The sequence below is a fragment of the Streptomyces sp. NPDC046925 genome, from assembly GCF_040644915.1.
GTDB lineage: Bacteria > Actinomycetota > Actinomycetes > Streptomycetales > Streptomycetaceae > Streptomyces.
Window position 1 is genome coordinate 107,542 of record NZ_JBEYWZ010000004.1, and the last position, 19,983, is coordinate 127,524.

General features: G+C 71.6%; 18 protein-coding genes and 1 pseudogene. 11 read left to right on the forward strand and 8 right to left on the reverse strand.

Features of this window, described 5'->3' with window-relative positions:
- Nucleotides 1-15: 15 nt before the first annotated feature.
- The 6 genes from ABZ906_RS18775 to ABZ906_RS18800 all read left to right on the forward strand — a co-directional run bounded on the left by ABZ906_RS18775 (nt 16) and on the right by ABZ906_RS18800 (nt 7,407).
- Nucleotides 16-1,164: an LLM class flavin-dependent oxidoreductase gene (locus tag ABZ906_RS18775; RefSeq protein WP_361383562.1), complete on the forward strand. Its 1,149-nt coding sequence runs from the start codon at nt 16-18 to the stop codon at nt 1,162-1,164.
- Nucleotides 1,161-3,635: a molybdopterin-dependent oxidoreductase gene (locus ABZ906_RS18780; protein ID WP_361383565.1), complete on the forward strand. Its 2,475-nt coding sequence runs from the start codon at nt 1,161-1,163 to the stop codon at nt 3,633-3,635. Before ABZ906_RS18775 ends, ABZ906_RS18780 begins: the two co-directional genes overlap by 4 nt.
- On the forward strand, nt 3,632-4,876 hold the full coding sequence (locus ABZ906_RS18785; RefSeq protein WP_361383568.1) for an acyl-CoA dehydrogenase family protein: 1,245 nt from the start codon (nt 3,632-3,634) through the stop codon (nt 4,874-4,876). The genes ABZ906_RS18780 and ABZ906_RS18785 overlap by 4 nt, the downstream gene beginning before the upstream one ends.
- Nucleotides 4,873-6,021, forward strand: a complete 1,149-nt coding sequence (locus tag ABZ906_RS18790) for an LLM class flavin-dependent oxidoreductase (protein ID WP_361187747.1) — start codon at nt 4,873-4,875, stop codon at nt 6,019-6,021. Before ABZ906_RS18785 ends, ABZ906_RS18790 begins: the two co-directional genes overlap by 4 nt.
- Nucleotides 6,018-6,770 carry an alpha/beta hydrolase gene (locus ABZ906_RS18795; protein WP_361383571.1) on the forward strand — a complete coding sequence of 251 codons (753 nt, stop codon included), beginning with the start codon at nt 6,018-6,020 and terminating at the stop codon, nt 6,768-6,770. Before ABZ906_RS18790 ends, ABZ906_RS18795 begins: the two co-directional genes overlap by 4 nt.
- Before the next feature lie 109 nt (nt 6,771-6,879).
- Entirely contained in the window at nt 6,880-7,407 is a 528-nt protein-coding gene (locus ABZ906_RS18800) for a flavin reductase family protein (RefSeq protein ID WP_361383574.1), read from the forward strand.
- Nucleotides 7,408-7,557: 150 nt separating this feature from the next.
- On the opposite strand, the gene ABZ906_RS18805 is transcribed toward ABZ906_RS18800, so the two are convergent.
- The 6 genes from ABZ906_RS18805 to ABZ906_RS18830 all read right to left on the reverse strand — a co-directional run bounded on the left by ABZ906_RS18805 (nt 7,558) and on the right by ABZ906_RS18830 (nt 13,170).
- The gene (locus ABZ906_RS18805) at nt 7,558-8,640 is read right to left on the reverse strand and encodes a tartrate dehydrogenase (protein ID WP_361383577.1); all 1,083 of its coding nucleotides are present in this window, start codon (nt 8,638-8,640) and stop codon (nt 7,558-7,560) included.
- 176 nt (nt 8,641-8,816) lie between these two features.
- Nucleotides 8,817-9,731 carry a LysR family transcriptional regulator gene (locus tag ABZ906_RS18810; RefSeq protein WP_361383580.1) on the reverse strand — a complete coding sequence of 305 codons (915 nt, stop codon included), beginning with the start codon at nt 9,729-9,731 and terminating at the stop codon, nt 8,817-8,819.
- 28 nt (nt 9,732-9,759) lie between these two features.
- On the reverse strand, nt 9,760-11,208 hold the full coding sequence (gene dctA / locus ABZ906_RS18815) for a C4-dicarboxylate transporter DctA (protein ID WP_361383583.1): 1,449 nt from the start codon (nt 11,206-11,208) through the stop codon (nt 9,760-9,762).
- A gap of 368 nt (nt 11,209-11,576) precedes the next feature.
- Nucleotides 11,577-11,807 (reverse strand): chaplin, encoded by a 231-nt coding sequence (locus ABZ906_RS18820; protein WP_361187733.1) that lies wholly within the window; start codon nt 11,805-11,807, stop codon nt 11,577-11,579.
- Nucleotides 11,808-11,976: 169 nt separating this feature from the next.
- Nucleotides 11,977-12,549, reverse strand: a complete 573-nt coding sequence (locus ABZ906_RS18825; RefSeq protein WP_361383586.1) for a S1 RNA-binding domain-containing protein — start codon at nt 12,547-12,549, stop codon at nt 11,977-11,979.
- Nucleotides 12,550-12,552: 3 nt separating this feature from the next.
- Nucleotides 12,553-13,170 carry a hypothetical protein gene (locus ABZ906_RS18830; protein ID WP_361383589.1) on the reverse strand — a complete coding sequence of 206 codons (618 nt, stop codon included), beginning with the start codon at nt 13,168-13,170 and terminating at the stop codon, nt 12,553-12,555.
- 135 nt (nt 13,171-13,305) lie between these two features.
- On the opposite strand from ABZ906_RS18830, the gene ABZ906_RS18835 reads away from it, so the two are divergent.
- Nucleotides 13,306-13,884, forward strand: coding sequence for a hypothetical protein (locus ABZ906_RS18835; RefSeq protein ID WP_361383592.1), 579 nt, complete (start codon nt 13,306-13,308; stop codon nt 13,882-13,884).
- Here ABZ906_RS18835 and ABZ906_RS18840 read toward each other — a convergent pair.
- On the reverse strand, nt 13,856-14,347 hold the full coding sequence (locus tag ABZ906_RS18840; RefSeq protein WP_361187725.1) for an Rrf2 family transcriptional regulator: 492 nt from the start codon (nt 14,345-14,347) through the stop codon (nt 13,856-13,858). The two genes, ABZ906_RS18835 and ABZ906_RS18840, sit on opposite strands and share 29 nt — an antisense overlap.
- A gap of 104 nt (nt 14,348-14,451) precedes the next feature.
- Here ABZ906_RS18840 and ABZ906_RS18845 point away from each other — a divergent pair, with 104 nt between their 5' ends.
- From ABZ906_RS18845 to ABZ906_RS18860, 4 genes and pseudogenes are all read left to right on the forward strand, one after another.
- Entirely contained in the window at nt 14,452-15,192 is a 741-nt protein-coding gene (locus ABZ906_RS18845; RefSeq protein ID WP_361383595.1) for an NAD(P)H-binding protein, read from the forward strand.
- Between the two features lie 107 nt (nt 15,193-15,299).
- A pseudogene (locus tag ABZ906_RS18850) lies at nt 15,300-15,719 on the forward strand (helix-turn-helix domain-containing protein); the annotation flags it as partial.
- Nucleotides 15,720-16,143: 424 nt separating this feature from the next.
- The gene (locus tag ABZ906_RS18855; RefSeq protein ID WP_361187723.1) at nt 16,144-16,659 is read left to right on the forward strand and encodes a transglycosylase SLT domain-containing protein; all 516 of its coding nucleotides are present in this window, start codon (nt 16,144-16,146) and stop codon (nt 16,657-16,659) included.
- 66 nt (nt 16,660-16,725) lie between these two features.
- Nucleotides 16,726-17,865, forward strand: coding sequence for an LCP family protein (locus ABZ906_RS18860; protein WP_361383598.1), 1,140 nt, complete (start codon nt 16,726-16,728; stop codon nt 17,863-17,865).
- Here ABZ906_RS18860 and ABZ906_RS18865 read toward each other — a convergent pair.
- Nucleotides 17,814-19,973, reverse strand: a complete 2,160-nt coding sequence (locus ABZ906_RS18865) for an efflux RND transporter permease subunit (RefSeq protein WP_361383601.1) — start codon at nt 19,971-19,973, stop codon at nt 17,814-17,816. The genes ABZ906_RS18860 and ABZ906_RS18865 overlap by 52 nt on opposite strands.
- Between the last annotated feature and the right edge of the window lie 10 nt (nt 19,974-19,983).

A 19,983-nucleotide genomic window follows, 5' to 3' on the forward strand; every position in this document is an offset into this window, starting at 1 on the left:
CCCCGGAGACCCCTCATGGCCATCGAGTTCATCGGCATAGCCGCCACCCAGGAGACCAGCGAGAGCGGCTCGGGCACCCCCGTCGCAGGGCGTGACGGCATCTCCGCACAGACCGAGTCGGGCCATGCCCGCGGCCCCGTGGTGCAGCCGGGCTACCTGCGCGACCTCGCCCGCGCCCACGAGACCTCGGGCTTCGACCGTGTCCTGGTCGCCCACTCCTCCGCGAGCCCGGACGGCTTCATCGTCGCCGACCAGATCCTCACCCACACCGACCGGCTCGGCGTCCTGCTCGCCCACCGGCCCGGCTTCGTGGCGCCGACCCTGGCCGCCCGCAAGTTCGCCACGCTCGACGCCTTCCACCCCGGACGGATCGCCCTGCACGTCATCACCGGCGGAGACGACGCGGACCAGGCCCGCGACGGCGACTTCACCGACAAGCCCACGCGCTATCGCCGTACGGACGACTTCCTGGACGTCGTCCGCAAGGAGTGGACGGCCAGCCGGCCCTTCGACCACGACGGCGAGTTCTACCGGGTCAGGGGAGGGCTGTCGGCGGTGCGGTCCCACACACCCATCCCCGTGTACTTCGGCGGCGCCTCCGCGGACGCGGTCCGGGTGGGCGGCAGGCACGCGGACGTCTACGCCTTCTGGGGCGAGCCACTGGACGGCATAGCCCAGCGCATCCGCGAAGTGCGCGACGCCGCCCGCCCCCACGGCCGCGACCCCCGCTTCAGCGTCAGCCTGCGACCCATCCCCGCCGCCACCGAGGCCGAGGCCTGGGAGAGGGCCCGCGAGATCCTGCGCCTGACCAAGGAGCGGGCGGGCGAGGCACGCAAGGCGTTCCCTCTCGACCACAGCGAACAGCGCGGCTCCCAGCGGCTCCTTGAGTACGCGGCCCGGGGCGAGGTGCACGACAAGCGGCTGTGGACGGCCATCGCCAAGACCACCGGCGCGGCGGGCAACTCCACGGCACTGGTGGGCAGTTACGAACAGGTCGCCGAGTCACTGCTCGACTATGTCGGCCTGGGTGTCTCCACCCTGCTCATCCGCGGCTTCTCGCCGCTGGCGGACGCACGCGACTACGGCACGCTCATCCGGCTGGTCCGCGACCAGGCCGAGGACGTCGCCCCTGCCGCCCTGGAAGACCCCGCGGTGCCCGCATGACCTCCGCCCCCGCCCGGCACACGAGCCCTGCCCCCGCCCGGCACCTGCCGACCACCTCGCACTGGGGCGCCTACGGCGTGCGGACCGCCGCCGACGGCTCGCTCGACCTGCGGCCCCACCCGCAAGACCCCTCGCCGTCACCGCTCCTGGGCAACGTGGCAGGAGCGCTGCGCCACCCCACCCGCGTGCGGCGGCCCGCCGTGCGGCGCGGCTGGCTCGAACACGGGCCCGGCACGGGCCGTGGCCGCGGACGTGAGCCGTTCGTCGAGGTCACCTGGGACGAGGCACTCGACCTTGTGGCGGCAGAGCTGGCCCGCGTACGCGACGAACACGGCCCGCAGGCGGTGTTCGGCGGCTCCTACGGCTGGGCATCGGCCGGCCGCTTCCACCACGCGCAGAGCCAACTGCACCGCTTTCTGGCCCAGTTCGGCGGCTACACCGCCTCCCGCAACTCCTACAGTCTGGGCGCCTCGCTCGTCCTGTTGCCCCACCTCGTGGGCCGGGCAGGCGCTCAGGCCGTCCTGCGGGCCGCATCCAGCTGGCCCACGCTGGCCGCACACACCGAGCTGATCGTGGCGTTCGGCGGCATCCCCGCCAAGAACGTGCACGTCACCCCCGGCGGAGTCACCCGCCACCGCACGCCGGGGCACCTCGCCGACCTCGCGCGAACCGGAACCCGTATCGCCCTGGTCAGCCCGTTGCGGGCCGACCTGCCCGAGAGCCTGGACACCACCTGGTACCCGGTGGCACCGGCCACCGACACCGCGCTCATGCTGGGCCTGGCGCACACCCTCCTCGCCGAGAACCTGCACGATCGGGCCTTCCTCGACCGCTGCACGGTCGGCTTCGACACCTTCGCCCGCTACCTCGTGGGCCGCGCGGCGGACGGCACGGTCAAGAGCGCCGCATGGGCGGCCCGGATCTGCGGCCTGGACGCCGAAGCCATCCGCGGGCTGGCCCGGCGCATGGCCGCCTCCCGCACCCTGATCACCGTCACCTGGTCGCTGCAACGCATCCAGCACGGCGAGCAGCCCGTGTGGGCGGGCCTCGCCCTGGCCGCCATGCTCGGCCAGATCGGCCTGCCCGGCGCGGGCTTCGGGCACGGCTACGGCTCCATGGGCGACGTCGGAGACCACGGACCCCCGATCCGCCTCCCACACCTGCCCCAAGACCCCAATCCCGTCGACGAGTTCATCCCCTGCGCCCGCATCGCCGACCTGCTGCTGAACCCCGGCGAAAGCTACGACTACGACGGCCGGCGCCGCACCTTCCCCGACATCCGCCTGGTCCACTGGGCCGGCGGCAACCCCTTCCACCATCACCAGGACCTCGGACGGCTGCGCCGGGCCTTCACCCGCCCCGAAACGATCGTCGTCCACGAACCCCACTGGACGGCCACCGCCCGGCACGCCGACATCGTGCTCCCCACGACCACCACCCTGGAGCGCGAGGACTTCGGCGGAGGCCGGCGCGACACCCACCTGATCGCCATGCACCAGGCGGCCGACCCGGTGGGGGAGGCCCGCGACGACCACACGATCCTGGCGGGCCTCGCCGCCCGCCTCGGCTTCGCCGCACGCTTCACCGAGGGTCGCACCCCGCGCCAGTGGCTCGAGCACCTCTACGGTCAATGGCGCACGGACCAGCTCGCCCAAGGCGCCGCCGTCCCCGAATTCGCTGCCTTCTGGGCGGCGGGCGAGCTGGAACTGCCCGAAGGACCGCGCGACTTCACCCTCTTCGAGGACTTCCGGCGCGACCCGGACACCTACCGCCTCGACACGCCCAGCGGCCGCATCGAGCTGGCCTCCGCCACCATCGACGGCTTCGGCCTCACCGACTGCCCCGGCCACCCCGCCTGGCTCGAACCCGACGCATGGCACGGAGCTCCCGCCGCTGCACGCCACCCCCTGCTCCTGATCGCCAACCAGCCCGCCACGCGGCTGCACAGCCAGAACGACGTCGGCGCGCACAGCCTCGCCTCGAAAGTCGCAGACCGGGAGCCGGTCGAACTGCACCCCGACGACGCGGCCGCCCGCGGCATCCGCGACGGAGATGTCGTGCGTCTCTTCAACGACCGCGGCGCCGTGCTGGCCGGAGCCCGCATCACCTCAGGCCTGCGGCCCGGCGTGCTGCGCCTGCCCACCGGCGCCTGGTTCGACCCGGCACCCGGCGACGACGGGCCGCCCCTGTGCGTGCACGGCAACCCCAATACCCTCACCGCCGACATCCCCAGCTCCCGCCTCACCCAGGGCTGCACCGGCCAACACGCCCTGGTCCAGGCGGAGAGATACGAAGGAGCAGCCCCACCCGTGACAGTGCGACAGCCGCCCCCGCTCCAGGACGGCGCAGGAATCCCACGCCACGCGACGCCGCTCCCGCTCCGAGACACCCCCGGCACCCCGAGCCGCCCGTGCCTCCAGCAAGTCGACCACGGCCCCACCCCGCACCCCCGACGGCCGGAGACCCCGTGACCCGCACCCCGAAGACCCCCACCCGTCCCCGAGCTGCCACCCACAGCCGGCCCGCCGCGCTGCCGCCCCTCGACCTCGCTCGCCTGCCCGGGCTGACCCACGCCCTCGCCGACCGCGCCGCCGAGCATGACCGTGACGCCACCTTCCCCGACGAAGGGGTCGCCCTCGTGCACGAAGCGGGGCTGCTCACCGCGACCGTCGCGCCGCGACACGGCGGACCGGGGGCCGGACTGGCCGACACCGTGCGCATCCTGCGTGCCCTCGGCACCGGCGACCCGGCCGTCGCCCTGGTCACCGCGATGACGCTTTTCGTGCACGCGGCCGAAGCCCGCACCCCCGCCTGGCCGGCCGAGGCGTACGCCAACCTGCTGGCCGAGAGCGCCACGCACCCCGCCCTCGTCAACGCCCTGCGCGTCGAACCCGAGCTGGGCAGCCCCGTGCGCGGCGGCCTGCCCGCCACGACCGCACGGCGGAACGGCGACCACTGGGCCCTGACCGGCCGCAAGATCTACTCGACGGGAGCGGTCGGGCTGAGCCGGATGCTCGTCTTCGCCCGCACCGACGAGGACCCCGTACGCGTCGGCTCGTTCATCGTCCGCGCCCCGAGTCCCGGCCTGAGCATCGAGCCCACCTGGGACCACGTCGGACTGCGCGCGAGCCGCAGCGACGACGTCCTGCTCGACGCCGTACCCGTGCGGGCCGACGACGTCATCGGCCTGGCCGAACCCGGAGCCGTCCCGGGCGCCCGCCCCGACCCGACCACCGGCGCCTGGAACGCACTGGGTCTGACCGCGCTCTACCTCGGTGTCGCCGAGGCCGCCCGCGACTGGCTCATCGGCTTCCTCCACGAACGCGTGCCCACCGCACTCGGCGCGCCGCTGGCCACGCTGCCCCGCTTCCAGACCGCCGTCGGCGAGATCGACACCGCACTCACCGGCGCCACCACCCTGGTCGACACCCTCGCCGCCCGCGTCGACGCGGGCGACCACAGCGCCGTGGAGCAGGCGGCCATGGCCAAAGTGACCGGTACCCGCGCCGCCATCAACGCCGTGGAACAGGCCCTTGCGCTGACCGGCAACCACGGCCTCACCCGCGCCAACCCGCTCCAGCGCCACTACCGCGACGTGCTCTGCAGCCGCGTCCACACCCCGCAGGACGACTCCGTCCTCAGCGCGGCAGGACGTGCCGCACTCGACCGTCACACCCACCGCGACCGCCACACCGCACCGAAAGGCACATGACCATGACCAGCCCGTCGTCCGTCGAGTTCATCGGCATGATCGGCACCCGGGACAGCTCCGAAACGAGGCCCGCGCAAGGCCCGTTGATCGACGCCGCCTACACCACCCGCTTCGCCCGCGCCCACGAGGACGCCGGATTCGACCGCATCCTCATCGGCTACAGCTCCTCGCGGCCCGACGGCCTCCAGGTCGCCGCGCACGTCGCGGCCCGCACCGACCGGCTCGGCCTGCTCGTCGCCCACCGCCCCGGCTTCATCGCCCCGACCCTGGCCGCGCGCAGCTTCGCCACCCTCGACCACTTCACCGAGGGCCGCGTCGCCGTCCACACCATCACCGGCGGCAACGACACCGAACAGCGCCGCGACGGCGACTACCTGGACAAGGACGAGCGCTACGACCGCACCGACGAATACCTGGGCATCCTGCGCCGCGCCTGGTCCGCCACCGATGCCATCAGCCACGAGGGCCGCCACTACCGCTTCGAGGACTACGCCCCCGGCGTGCTGCCCTACCGCCCCGACGGCATTCCGCTCTACTTCGGCGGCTCCTCCGAAGCGGCCTACCGCGTGGGCGGCAAGCACGCCGACACCTTCGCCCTGTGGGGCGAACCGCTCGCCGAGACCGCCGCGCAGATCGCCTCCGTACGCGAGGCCGCCGAAGCCGCGGGCCGTGCCGAACCGCCCGGCATCAGCGTCTCCTTCCGCCCCGTCCTCGCGCCGACCGAGGAACTCGCCTGGGACCGCGCCCACCGCATCCTCGACACCATCAAGTCCGGAGCCGGACGCCCCTTCTTCGACCAGGCCCGCCACCACACCGGCAGCACCTCACCGCAGAACACCGGATCCCGGCGGCTCTTGGCAGCGGCCGCCAAACGCGACCTCCACGACCGCGCCCTGTGGACCCCCACCGCCACGGCAACCGGAGCGGGCGGCAACACCACCGCCCTGGTCGGCACCCCGGAAACCGTCGCCCGGGCCCTTCTCGACTACATCGACATCGGCGTCACCACGATCCTCATCCGCGGCTTCGACCCCCTCGACGACGCGATCGACTACGGCCGCCATCTGCTGCCCCTGGTCCGCCAGGAACTCGCCCACCGCGCGGCCACCGCCACGCCCCTCACCCCCGCAGGAAGCACCCGATGACCGACCTCGCCACCACCACACCCGCCCGCACCTGGCAGCCGCCCACCGGCATCGCACCGCGCGGAACGCTCGTCGTCCTGCCCGGACGCGGCGAACACGGCCTGGTCTACGAACGCCTCGGCCGCCGCCTGGCCGTCGACGGATACGTCGTGCACGCCCTGGACACCACCGCCGGTGACTCCCTGGAAGACGTACGGGCAGCCGCGGAGGCAGCCATAGGCCCGGACGCGACCACCCCGGTGGTCCTGGTGGGCAGCGACACGGGAGCCCTCCAGGCGCTGCACCTCGCGGCCGGGGGTGACCCGCGGCTGCCGCTGGCGGGCATCATCGCGGCCGGAACCGCCACCACGACGGCTGCGCCGTCCGGCCCCGCCGACTGGGACGCCGAACTCGAAGCGCGCACCGCCTGCCCCACCCACCGCCAAAAGCTCACCACCGACGCCGACTTCGAGCGCGGGCAGCTCTCCGCCCCCGTGCCGGAGCACCTTCTGGCTCACGCCCGCCCCGCCCTGCCCGCTCTGATCCTGCACGGTGCGGCCGATGCGGTGACACCGCTGGAGCAGGCCCGCACTCTCGCCGGACGCCTGCCGCACGCCACCTTCGGCATTCTGCACGCGGGCCTGCACGACGTGCTCAACGACGCCTCGCACCGCACCAGCGCCGCCCACATCGTCGTGTGGCTCGAGCGGCTGCGCGCCGACGAGAACCTGCGCCCGATCCTGACCCTGGAACCGGTCCCCGAGGCCTGACGTGCCCGGCCCGCCAGGGGCCCCCACGACCCACGTACCGCGAGCCGCTGCCCCGCTGCCGGACCATCCACAGCGGGGCCGGGGCGCCCACCAGCCGAGAGGGACCGCCATGACCACCTCCACCGACCACCCGGCGCAGACGTCCGCGACACCCGCCACCGACGAGATACTCCGCCGCACGCTGCGGCGCCACGCCGCCGGAGTCACGGTCATCACCGTCCCCGGCCCCGCGGGTTTCACGGCCACCTCCTTCACCTCCGTATCCCTGCGACCGCCGCTGGTCTCCTTCTTCCTGGGGCTGCACGCCTCCACCGCCCCGGCGGTCGGCGACGCCGATCGGTTCGCCGTCCACGTGCTCGGCACGCACAACGCCGCGCTGGCCGGGCAGTTCGCGCGCAGTGGCATCGATCGCTTCCGGGGCGTGGCATGGACCGCGCACGAGGACGGTCTTCCCGTACTCGACGAGGCTCCCGCCTGGCTGACGGCCAGGGTGACGCTGCGCCAGCGGGTCGGTGACCATCTCCTGGTCGTCGGCGAGGTCGAAGCGGGCTCCGTGCGCCGGGACGCCGAGGCGCTGGTGCATCACGACGGAGTGTTCGCCGCCGCCCGGCGATGGCCCGCACCGGCCCCGGAGTGATCTCACGCGGCAGCCCGACGCGACGACGTGCCGGGCCCGCGGCGGTGATGGCCGGCGGGCCCGGCACGAGGTGGCCGCTCGTCCGGGAGCGGCCCGGTCCGGTCCGTCGGCGCGACATGGGGACGGACCGGACGTGCGGGGGAGGCGGGATCAGGCGCCGAGCGCGTCGATCAACGCCTTGGTGACGTCCTCGGTGGAGGCGGTGCCCGCGATGTCACGGGTGAGGACACCGGCCGCGGTGGTGGCCTCGATCGCCTTGTGCAGCCGCGCCGCCTGCTCGGCCAGTCCGAAGTGCTCCAGCATCAGCGCGGCGCTGCCGACCGCGCCGATCGGGTTGGCGAGACCCTGCCCTGCGATGTCGGGCGCGGAGCCGTGTACGGGCTCGAACATGCTGGGGAAGCGGCGCTCGGGGTTGAGGTTGGCGCTGGCCGCGAGGCCCAGGCTGCCGGCCAGGGCGCTGCCGAGGTCGGAGAGGATGTCGGCGTTGAGGTTGGAGGCGACGACCACGGAGAGATCCTCGGGGCGCAGGACGAACTTCGCGGCCATGGCGTCGACCAGGACGCTCTCGGTCTCCACGTCGGGGTAATCGGCGGCCACCCGCTTGAAGACGTCGTCCCACAGCACCATGCCGTACTGCTGGGCGTTGCTCTTGGTCACGGAGGAGACCTTGCGGCGGGTCCGGGTGCGGGCCAGGTCGAAGGCGTAACGCATGATGCGCTCGCAGCCCACCTCGGTGAACAGGGCCGACTGCAGGGCTACTTCACCGCCGGGCCCGCGGCCCGCGAGGTTGCGTCCGCCGAGGCCCGCGTACTCGCCCTCGCTGTTCTCGCGGACGACGACCCAGTCGAGTTCGGTGTCGTCGGCCTTGCGCAGCGGGCTGGTGACGCCGGGCAGGAAGTGCACGGGGCGGACGTTGGCCCACTGATCGAAGCTCTGGCAGATCTTCAGGCGCAGGCCCCACAGGCTGATGTGGTCGGGGACGGTGGGCCAGCCGACGGCGCCGAAGTAGATCGCGTCGAAGTCCTTGAGCTGCTCCAGGCCGTCGTCGTCCATCATCTTCCCGGTGCGCTCGTAGTAGCCGCAGCCCCAGGGGAACTCCTGCCACTCGAAGGCGAAGGCGCCCTGCGAGTCGGCCGCCAAAGCGTCCAGAACGGCGCGGCCCGCGGCGACGACCTCGGAGCCGACACCGTCGGCGGGGATGGCGGCGATACGGAAGGTGCGGGGTACGGTCACGGGAGCCTCCGGTCATGCGGGTTCACGGGCTCGGACGGAGCGGGGAACCGACAAGTGGATCGACGTCTTCGGTCGATGTCCCGAGTCAACCCAGTGCGGTCGTGTCCCGTCCAAGACGTGCTGCCGATACAACCCATAGGCGCCACCGATCAGTTCACCGGTCGCCTGCGGGGCGGCTAGGGCGTCGGGGACTGCTTGTGCCGGGCGTAGGAGCGCGTCAGTTCCAGGAAGGCGCGGGCCCCCGGCGTGAGATGGGCGGGCAGGCTGATCATCGCGACGTGCAGGTGAGCGGTCGGCTCGATGGCGGCCACGGACGCCCCGCAGCGGCGGGCAAGGCGTGTCCAGGACGCGGGCAGGACCGCGATGCCCACCCCGGTCAGGACCAGGGGCAGGACGGAGGTGCGGTGGTCGACGACCGCGACGATGTCGGTGCCGTCCGTCTGCGCGGTGATGTCGTCGACGATGGAACGCATCAGGCTGCCGCCGCGGGCGGCGATCAGCTTGCGCCCGCCGAGGTCCTCGGGGCGCAGGACGGCCCCGTCCGGCACGTCCCCGCCGGGCCCGGCCACCACGACGAACGGCTGCTCCTCCAGGGGCAGTACGTCGACGCCCGAGAGGGCCACCGGCTTGGCGGCGCCGAGCAGGCCGAGCTCGCAGACACCGCTGCGGACGAGGCCGACGACGTCTTCGGGGGTGAACGCGGCGCGGCTGCTGATCGTGACGGACGGGTGCAGTTCGGTGAAGCGGTGGGTCAGTGTGGTCAGCGGCTCGATGCCGGGCGAGGGCATGGCGGCGATCTCGACGGTGCCGCCGTGCAGACCGGACAGGGCCTCTGCCTTGTCGCGGACGGCGGTCAGGTCGCGCAGGACGCGGCGGCTGGGTTCGAGGAGTTCGGCGCCCGCTTCGCTGAGGACCACGCCGCGGCCCATGCGGTGGAAGAGCGAGACGCCGAGGTCCGCCTCCAGGTTGGCCATCGCCTGCGACAACGACGGCTGCGCCACGTGGAGCGCGGCGGCGGCCTTGCTGAAACCGCCGTGCTCCACGATGGCGAGGAAGTATTCGAGTTGCCGCGCGTCCACTGTGCCTCCCACGGCCACGACCTGTGGCCATAGGCGGACCCTATCGGGTGGCGGCCACCGCCTCACCGCCTTCGGCCGGCCGCGGGACCGGTTCTGTCCCGCCTGTCCCGCCTGCCCCGCCGGTGTCCTGCTGCGGCACGGCGGCGGGTTCACCGGACGGCCGGGCGTCCTCCCTGATCTGCCTGGCGAGCACCAGCCGGGCCCGCTCCAGGTCGAGACCGCCCTCCCAGCGGGCGATGACCAAGGTGGCGACGGCGTTGCCGTAGAAGTTGACCAGGGCACGGCACTCCGACATGAACTTGTCGATGCCGAAGATCAGCATGATCCCGGCCGCGGGCACATGGCCGACGGTCGACAGGGTCGCGGTCAGCGCGATGAAGCCGCCTCCCGCCACCCCGGCCGCGCCCTTGGACGTCAGCAGCATCACGGCGAGCAGGCCGAGTTGCGCTCCCAGGGACAGCGCGGTGTCGGTGGCCTGGGCGATGTAGAGGGCGGCCAGGGACAGGTAGATCGCGGCCCCGTCGAGATTGAAGCTGTAGCCGGTCGGCACGACCAGACCCACCGTGGAGCGCTCGGCGCCCATGAACTGGAGCTTGCGCATCAGGCCCGGCAGCGCGGGCTCGGCCGTGGAGGTGCCGAGGACCAGGAAGAACTCCTCCTTGAAGTAGCGGAAGAGCTGGAAGACGTTCAGCCGCACATATGCGGCGAGCACTCCGCCGAGCACCACCACGACGAACAGGATCGAGGTGACGTAGAAGAGCAGGATCAGCGAGCCGAGGCTGGTCAGCGTGGAGAGGCCGAACTTCCCGATGGCGTACGACATCGCGCCGAACGCGCCGAGCGGCGCGGCCTTCATCACGAACGCGAGGACCTTGAACACCACCTGGGTCAGCCGGTTCACCCCGGCGATGATCGGCTCGCCCACCGCGCCCACCGACTTCAGCGCGATTCCGAAGATCACCGCGAGGAAGATGACCTGGAGGATGTCGCCCTCGACGAACGCGCCGAAGAAACTGTCCGGCACGAGGCCCGTCAAGAACTCCCACCACTGCTGGTGTTCGCCGGCGTCGATGTACTTTCCGGCGTCCCCCGAGACCTCCAGGGCGGACGGGTCGGCGTGTACGCCCTCGCCGAGCCGGAAGACATTGATCGCGACCAGACCGGTCAGCAGGGCGATGATCGTGCCCACCTGGAAGTAGGTCAGCGCCTTCAGCCCCGTCCGGCCCACCTTCTTCAGGTCGGAGACCCCGGAGATTCCGCCGATGATCGTCAGGAACACGATCGGCCCGATCAGCATCTTCATCGCGGTGATGAACGTGGTGCCGATCGGCTCCATGGACGTGGCCAGATCCGGCCACCGCCAACCGAGCACGATCCCGATGACGATCGCCGCGAGGACCTGCACGTACAACTGCCGGTACCACGGCTTGCTCTTCACCGCAGGGCCTTCTGCGGCACCGCTTGCGGCACGGTCCGGGGCATGCGTCATTGCACCAACCTCCATCCAGGCACGGGCAGGGGCCCGCCGGCGTGCTCCGCACGGTGGCGGCACGCCCCTGTACGGGGTGCCGTCGTATGCGGAGAGCCGGCCCGAAGCCCCGTGCGGCACCGGGTCCCGACCGGTCGCCGCACCAACTACCGGGTCAGTGAAGCCGGTCACAGCAAAGGAGGTCCACGACCAAAAACCGATGCCCCGCATAGGCCGTGCCTATACGCGCTCGGTCGCGGTGACGGAGCCCGATTGCCCCGGGGGACAGCCCCGGCAGACAAGCGAGCGCGCCACCGAAATGGAGCATCGGTGGCGCGCTCACTCGGACCGTGTCGAGCCGGCAGGCTCTACGGTGCGATCAGCCGGGGTCAGCTGTTGACGCAGGTGTTGCCGAACGTCGGGTTCAGCAGGCCGATGACGTCGATGCTGTTGCCGCACACGTTGAGCGGGATGTGGACCGGAACCTGAACCACGTTGCCCGAGAGCACGCCCGGCGAGTTGACGGCAGCACCCTGCGCGCCGGCGTCGGCGGACGCGAGACCCGCGGCACCCAGGACGAGAGCACCGGCGGCCAGCGCCACAGTCATCATCTTCTTCATGACGGACACACTTCTTTCTCTTTGAGCTCGATCAGCCAGAAGGCGCCAGGCCGGCCTCGGCGAACGTCGCGCGGCCGGAGCACACCGCTTCCTGGCGCCTGCGATGATCAACGCTCTTCCGGGGCCGCGGACACGCTCTTTCCCCCATAAAGCCGACAACGGCCCCGGATTACCGGGGAGCGGAGGCCCGGCGCAGGGACAGGGCCACCCTGCGCCGCGGCAGGTCGACTTCGAGGACGACGACGGAAACCTCGTCGCCGACCGCGACGACATCCTCCGGCTTGTCCACGGGCGTCTCGGCGAGCTCTCGGAGATGCACCAGTCCTTCGATCCCGTCGGCGACCCGTACGAAGGCGCCGAACGGGACCAGCTTGGTGACGGGGCCGCGCAGTCGGCGGCCCGCCGCGGTGCGGTCGGCGAATTCCCGCAACGGGTCGGGCCGCAACGCCCGCAGGGACAGCCTGGCCTCCAGGTTCCGGGTGTCGAACTGCAAGAACTCGCAGGCGACGCGCTGTCCGACCGCGACGACGTCCGTCGCCGCCTCGATCCGGATCCAGGACAGTTCGGGGATCGTGATGAACCCGACGCCGGGGAAGACGGGGTGGGCGGGGCCGTCGTCCAGCGCGACGAACACCCCGAACCGTTCCGTCGCCGCGACCGCGCCCCGGAGGATCTCGCCGCGGGACAGTGATTCCAGGAAGGCCCACAGTTCCGGGTTCTCCTGCGGACCCATGGCGGCCATCGGTCAGCCCGACACCACGAGGGCCTGCGGGTCGACTTCGCAGTGATCGACCGAGTCGGCCAGGCCCTCGCCGCTGATCTCCACCCGGGTGGTCACCTTGCCCTTCCCTGGCACCGTGACCTTCTCGCTCTCCTCGATGATGGTGAGGCCGTTGTCGTCCACGAAGGTGACCGACACCCAGAAGCGGCCCTTCTTCTCATTGCCGTTCGTGACCCTGACCGTCGCGTACGGGGCCGTCTTGGTCGCGCAGGTCACCAACGTGGCCTTGGCGTCCTGCAGTTGCCCGCCGTCGGAGGAGCCGGAGGGGGTGGAGTCGTGGGTGGGGCGCCGGGTGTAGCTGCCGCCGCTGGAGCTGCTACTCGTGTCGCCGCTGCTGCCGTAGGAGTCGTCATCGTCGTCGTAGCCCGATCCCGAGGTCGTCGACCCGGATGATCCGGACGAGCCGGAGCTGCTCGACGACGAACTGTCGTGGTCCTGGCTCGAACTGCTGCAGCCGCCTCCGCCACCCCCGCCGCCGTGGCGACTGCCGCCGTGGCCCCGCCCCGTCGTGAAGCCGGTCAGGGCCATCGACGAAAGCACCAGTGCCGCTGTGATCTTGAGTGTGCGCCCCCGAGTTGTCATGTTCGGATCTTATCGACGGCCGTAGCCGCAACCGTCGGCCGACTGTCACAGGTGTGCTGCAGTGGCCGCAGGGCCGCCGGGGGTTGATTCACTGGGGGCGCAACCGTTGGACGGCACCGCACCGAGGAAGCACCCGTGACCCCGTACTCCCTGGCCTTCTACGTCGACGTCGTCACCACCGGCACCGTGCTCGGCGCGGGTCCGGCGGCCTCTCCCGACGCCGTCACCGAGATCCTCGGGCCGGGCTTCGCCGAGAACGTCTTCGGCCGCCGCAGCATGTGCCGTGACTACGGCCTCGCCGAGTTCTCCTGGGACCGCGCTTCGGCCGACCGCCCCTGGTCGGGCCACCACTTCACCCTCCAGGTGCACCGACTCGCGCACCGGGACCGCACCCTGGTCAACGAGGTGCTGCGCGCCCGCTACGGCCGGTTCACGCCCCGGCTCCGGTTCGCCAAGCTGCAACGCCTCCTGGACCGGCGCGGGGTCCCGCTCCTGGAGATCCCCGAACTCCCGGCGAACGCCCCGTACTTCCGTACCTTCTGGCAGCCCGATTCCCGGGTGGCCGTCTCGGTCATCGCCACCTACGGCGAATACAGCACGCCCGATCGTCTGCGGGTCGGCGACGTGTACAGCATCCAGGCGCCGGTGACGGCCGGGGAAATAGAGCGGCGCGGGGCGCGGGACCTCAGCCGTCCGCGGCGTTCGCCGCGTTGAGCCACGTCCCGATCGTGGGCAGGGCGTCGGGCCCGCTTTCCTGCTCCACCGTGCCGACCAGATCGGCGATGGAGACCTCCCGCAGGGATGCCCGCCAGGCGGCGTCGGCCGCGCTCATCGCGCGGGCGATGGGACACGCTTTGGTGCAGTCCTCGGGCGGCGTCCCGAACGGGCCCCGCTGACGGATCTCGGTGCACACGAATGCCGGGCTCGCCCCGTCGACGGCCTGCACCACGTCCAGGACCGCGATGTCGGCGGCCGGCCTGGTCAGTACGTAACCGCCCGTCTTGCCCTGGACGGACTTCACCAGATCCGCCCGCGAAAGTGCCTGCATCTGCTTGGCCAGGTAGCTGGGCGAGACGTCGTGCAGCTGCGCCAATCGGGCAGCCGGGACCGGCTCGGTTGCCGCGGTGAGCACCACACAGCAGTGCAGTGCCCATTCCACGCCGCCGGACAGTTTCATGCGCCCTCCCAGTTGACTCGGACACAGGATATCCGAGTAATATCTCGGACAACAGGTATCCGAGTTTGTGCAGCAGCGCACTCGGTTCACAGAAGGGCACGATCATGAACATCACGGTCATCGGCGGTACCGGACTGATCGGTTCGCAGCTCGTCGCCCGGCTTCGCGAGGCGGGACACGAGGTCGTCGCCTCGTCCCTGTCGACGGGAGTCGACCTGCTCACCGGCGCGGGCCTCGACGAGGCGCTCAAGGGTGCGGACACGGTCGTCAACGTGTCGAACTCGCCCACCTTCGACGAAGCGTCCCCGGACTTCTTCCGCACCACCACCGGCAACCTGCTGGCCGCGGGGGAGCGCGCCGGCGTCCGCCACCAGGTCATCCTCTCCATCGTCGGCGTCGACCAGGTGCCGCAACTGGACTACTACCGCGCCAAGACCCTCCAGGAGGACCTGCTGCGGCAGGGCCCCACCCCGTACTCGATCGTGCGCGCCACCCAGTTCTTCGAGTTCATGGACGCCGTCCTGTCCTGGACCTCCGACGAGCAGACCGTCCGGCTGCCCGCCACGCGCGTCCAGCCCATGGCCACCGCCGACGTGGTCCGGGCCCTCGCCGACGTCAGCACCGCCCCGCCGCTCAACGGCACGCTCGACGTCGCCGGGCCCGACGTCTTCCCGCTCGACGAGCTCGGCCGCCTGACGCTGGCGGCCCGCAAGGACCCCCGCACCGTCGTCACCGACGACAAGGCGGGCATGTTCGCCGCCGTCGAGGGTGACGTCCTGATCGCAGGAGCCGACGCGCGCCTGGCCTCCGCCCGCTACGAGGACTGGCTCGCCGCCCACAGCTGACCGACGCGCCCCGGCACGCTCCGCTCCGGCCCGGGGCGGAGCGTGCAGCCCTCAGGCAAGGAGCAGCATCGCGACCGTCACCAGGCCGAGCAGCCCGACATGGGCACGGGCGTGAGGGCGGCATCGCCGCCCTTCTCCTGTACGAGATCGCGGAGCGCACCCCGCTGCCCTTCCGCGTCGCCATGCCCGCCTCCGCCGACCTGGCGCGGCTGTGCGGCGCCTACCTGGCCGCACCGGACGCCGAGGCCACCAATGCCGCATGGGCCGCCGAGACGGCCATGAGCGAACGGGCCTTCACGCGCCGCTTCCGCGCCGAGACCGGCGAGAGCCCCGCCGTCTGGCGCGCCCGCGCCCGGCTGCTCGCGTCCCTCCCGCTGCTGCGCACCGCATCGGTCAGCGAGGTCGGCGCCCGGATCGGCTACGCCTCTCCCGCCGCGTTCACCGCCGCTCTCACCGCCGCGTTCACCCGCGCCTTCGGCATGCCCCCGTCCCGCTTCACCGCGGGCCTCCCGGGCGGGCGGCGCTGACACCGACCGGCACATCGGCGTCCCGGAGCCGTCACGAAGACGCCAAAAAGGGACGTGACCTGCACGTTCACCGAAATATCAGCCGGAAAGCGGCATCTGGGCGGGTCGTCTACCCGACGACCCCCTCTGCACGCCCGGTTCGCCCGCGAAACACCGCCGAGGCTGTGAGCCCACCCATAGGAGCCAGGTCACATGCTAACGACGGTAGTAGACCCTGCGGGGCTCCGGCGCGGGGCCGTGGTTCTCCTGTACAGCGTCTGACCAGGGGCGACCTGCGTAACGGGGTAGTACGTCACATCATTGCGCCCCGCTTCGGCCACCGCTAACCCTTGCTGAAGTCCGGGGAGCACGGGACGCACCGAGCACATCCGCTCGCTTCGACCGAGCCCCCCTCCCGTACATCGCATTGGAGAGTCACCCCCGCATGGCCACCACCCAGACGCAGACCAGCACCGGCCGCATCAACCGACTGCGCAAGATCTCCGTCGCCGGTATCGCCACCGCAGGCGCCGCGGCCGCAGCCCTCACGCTGGTCCCCACGCAGGCCCAGGCCGCCGAGCCGACCGCGGCGACGAAGACCGCCAAGGCCGCCGCCGCGAAGGCCGACGACAAGAAGTACGGCAACAACCTCGACGGCTGGATCCGCGAGTCCCTGGACATCATGAAGTCCAAGGGCATTCCCGGCTCCTACGAGGGTCTGCACCGCAACATCATGCGCGAGTCCGCCGGTAACCCCAACGCCCAGAACGGCTGGGACGTCAACGCGCAGGCCGGCACCCCCTCCAAGGGACTGCTCCAGGTCATCCAGCCCACCTTCGACGCGTACCACGTCGCCGGCACCCCCGATAACCTGACCGACCCGGTCGCCAACATCACCGCCGCCGCGAACTACGCCGCCGACAAGTACGGCTCGATCGACAACGTCGACTCCGCGTACTGAGCCACCGGCCGACCAAGCAACTGATCCACCGGTCACCGGTCAACGGTCGACGAGAAGAGGCAGCGCATGCCGCACGAAGGCAGTAACGAGCAGCAGGCGCACATGGCCACCGGCCCCGCAGTGCCCGAGTACGGGCCCCCGCGGGTACGCGGCTCCCGGCGGCGCAAGCCGCACAAGAAGACCCTGCGTTATGTCGCATGGGGCGCCCTGGGAGCAGTCCTGATAGGCGGCGGAGGCACCGCCTACGCCTGGCAGCACCTCAACGGCAACATCCAGGGCACGGACATGAACGCCGCACTCGGGAAAGACCGGCCGAGCCAGCAGAAGAACGGCTCGATGAACATCCTCCTGCTCGGGTCCGACTCCCGGGCCGGGACCCACGGCCAGTACGGCAAGGGCGTCAGCGGCGCCCGCGCCGACACGGCGATGGTCCTGCACGTCGACAAGACCCACAAGAAGGCCTCGGTCGTCAGCATCCCCCGCGACACCATGGTCGAGCGGCCCCGGTGCGCCAAGCCGCACGGCGGCACCGCACCCGGCGCGCAGCAGACCATGTTCAACTCGTCCTACCAGGCGGGCGGACCGGCGTGCACCGTCAAGACGGTCGAGAAGATGTCGCACGTGCGCATGGACCACTACCTCGAAGTCGACTTCAAGGGCTTCCAGAAGCTCATCGACGAGCTCGGCGGCGTCGACATCACCACTCGCAAGGCCATCGACGACCCCAACAGCGGCCTTGCCCTGAGCGCCGGCAAGCACACGCTCAAGGGCAAGCAGGCACTGGAACTCGTGCGCACCCGCCACGGCGTCGGCGACGGAAGCGACCTGGGCCGCATCCAGCTCCAGCAGGCGTTCATCAAGGCGCTGATCCACCGCGCCGAGACCGTCGACCCGCTGGGCAGCCCCGCTCAGTCCTACGACCTGGCCGACACCGCGACCAAGTCGATCAGCGCGGACTCCGAGCTGGCCTCCGCCGACAAGCTCCTCGGTCTGGCCAAGGAGCTCAAGGGCATCAGCCCGGAGCGCACGAACATGGTCACGATGCCGGTCACCTACGACTCACGGGACGCCGGACGGGTCCTGCCGCTGAAGAAGGCGTCGCAGCAGGTGTGGTCCGCCCTGCGCCAGGACCGGTCCATCCCGAAGTCCGCCACTCAGGACTCGGTGGGCGACAAGAGCGAATCGCCGGTCTCCGCGGGCGCCTGACCCGACCCCGGCCCGGACCCCGGCCCCGTGCGGCTGAGGGCTCCGGGCCACCACGCCTTCGGGCCGATGTCGCGCACCAGCGCCGGCACCAGGAGCGAGCGGACCACCAGGGTGTCGAGGAGGACACCGAAGGCGACGATGAAGGCGATCTGCACGAGGAACGCCAGCGGGATGACGCCCAGGGCCGCGAAGGTCGCCGCGAGCACGACCCCGGCCGAGGTGATGACGCCGCCCGTCGCGGTCAGACCGCGCAGCACCCCTTCGCGGGCCCCGTGGCGCAGCGACTCCTCACGGACCCGTGACATCAGGAAGATGTTGTAGTCCACGCCGAGCGCCACCAGGAAGACGAACCCGTACAGCGGTACGGAGGAATCTGTCCCGCTGAAGCCGAGGACGTGCTGGAAGACGAGGGCGGATACGCCCAGCGTGGCCACGAAGTTGAGCGCCACCGTCGCCACCAGCAGGACCGGCATGAGCAGCGACCTGAGCAGTCCGATCAGGATGACCAGGATGATCGCCAGGACCACCGGGACGATGAGCATCCGGTCGTGCTCGGCGGTGCGCTGGGTGTCGTACTGCTGCGCGGTGTAGCCGCCCACCAGGGCGTCGGCGCCGTTCACCGCGTGGACGGCGTCGCGCAGCCGGGCCACGGTGTCCTTCGCCGCGTCGCTGTCGGCGGCATCCTCCAAGGTGGCGTCGATCCGGACGCGCCCGTCGACCACGAGCGGCTTGCCCGCACCCGGCCTGCCCGAGGAGCTCACGGCGGCGGCCGACGACACCCCCTCGGTGCGCCCGGCCGCGGCCGTGACCTGCTTGGCCTTGTCCGCGTCCGCGATCACGACGGCCGGATTGCCCGAGCCGCCGGGAAAGTGATCGCCCAGTGTCTTCTGCGCGGCCACCGAGGGCGCGTCGTTGACGAAGATCTCGTCCAGGGGCACGCCCTTGGAGCTGAGCGTGGGGGCGAAGGCGGCGCAGACGAACAGGCCGGCGAGGGTGGCGGCCCAGACCTTGCGCGGCGCCCGGTCGACGAGCGAGGCGACCTTGGTCCACAGGCCCTGTCCCGCGGACTTCTCCGTGGCCGACTTGGGCCTGGCGGGCCAGTACGCCGCCCGCCCGAGAAGGATGAGGACCGCCGGCAGGAAGGTCAGCGTGCTCAGGACGGCACAGGCGATGCCGATGGCGCCCACGGGCCCGAGCGCGCGGTTGTTGGTCAGGTCGCTCAGCAGCAGGGCGAGCAGTCCCAGCGCGACCGTGGCGCCGCTGGCCACGATGGGGCCCAGCGAACGGCGCAGCGCCGCCCGCATGGCGGCGATCCGGTCCTGGCTGACGGCCAGCTCCTCGCGGAATCGTGCCGTGAGCAGCAGCGCGTAGTCGGTGGCGGCGCCGATGACCAGGATGGAGAGGATGCCCTGGACCTGGCCGTCGACCCGTACGACGTCGTGGTCGGCCAGAACATAGACGATCCCGCAGGCAAGACCGAGGGCGAAGACGGCCCCGAGGATGATCACCAGCGGCAGCAGCAGGCTGCGGTAGACGAGCAGCAGGATCACCAGGACGGTGATCAGGGCGACCCCCAGGAGCAGGCCGTCGATGCCCCCGAAGGCGTCGGACAGATCGGCCTGGCTGGCCGCGGGCCCTGCCACCTGCGCCTTGGTCCCCGGTACCTGGTCAGCGGCCTTTCTGACGCGCTCCAGGGTGGGTTCCAGTTCCTCGCCGAGGTCGGGGCGCAGCTGGACGACGCCCTGCAGCGCCCGGCCGTCCTTGGACAGCAGCGCGGGGGACGCCGGTCCGGCGAAGCCCGCCCGGTCGTCGAGAGACGCAAGGGCGCGGGTGGCGCTGTCCTGCTGGGCCTCGTCGATTGCGCCGGCCCGCTCACCGTCCGTGGTCCACACGACGATCGCGGGCAGGGTCTCGTCCTGGCTGAACTTCTTCTGTGCGTCGATCACCTGCGTGGACTCGGCGTTCTGGGGCAGGAAGGCGGCCTGGTCGTTGGTGGCGACCTCGCCGAGCTTCCCGGCGTACGGCCCGAGTGTGCCGCCGATGCCGAGCCAGGCGACGAGCAGGACGACGGGCACCAGCCAGCGTGCCAGGCGCGTACCTGTGGACATGGATCTCCTT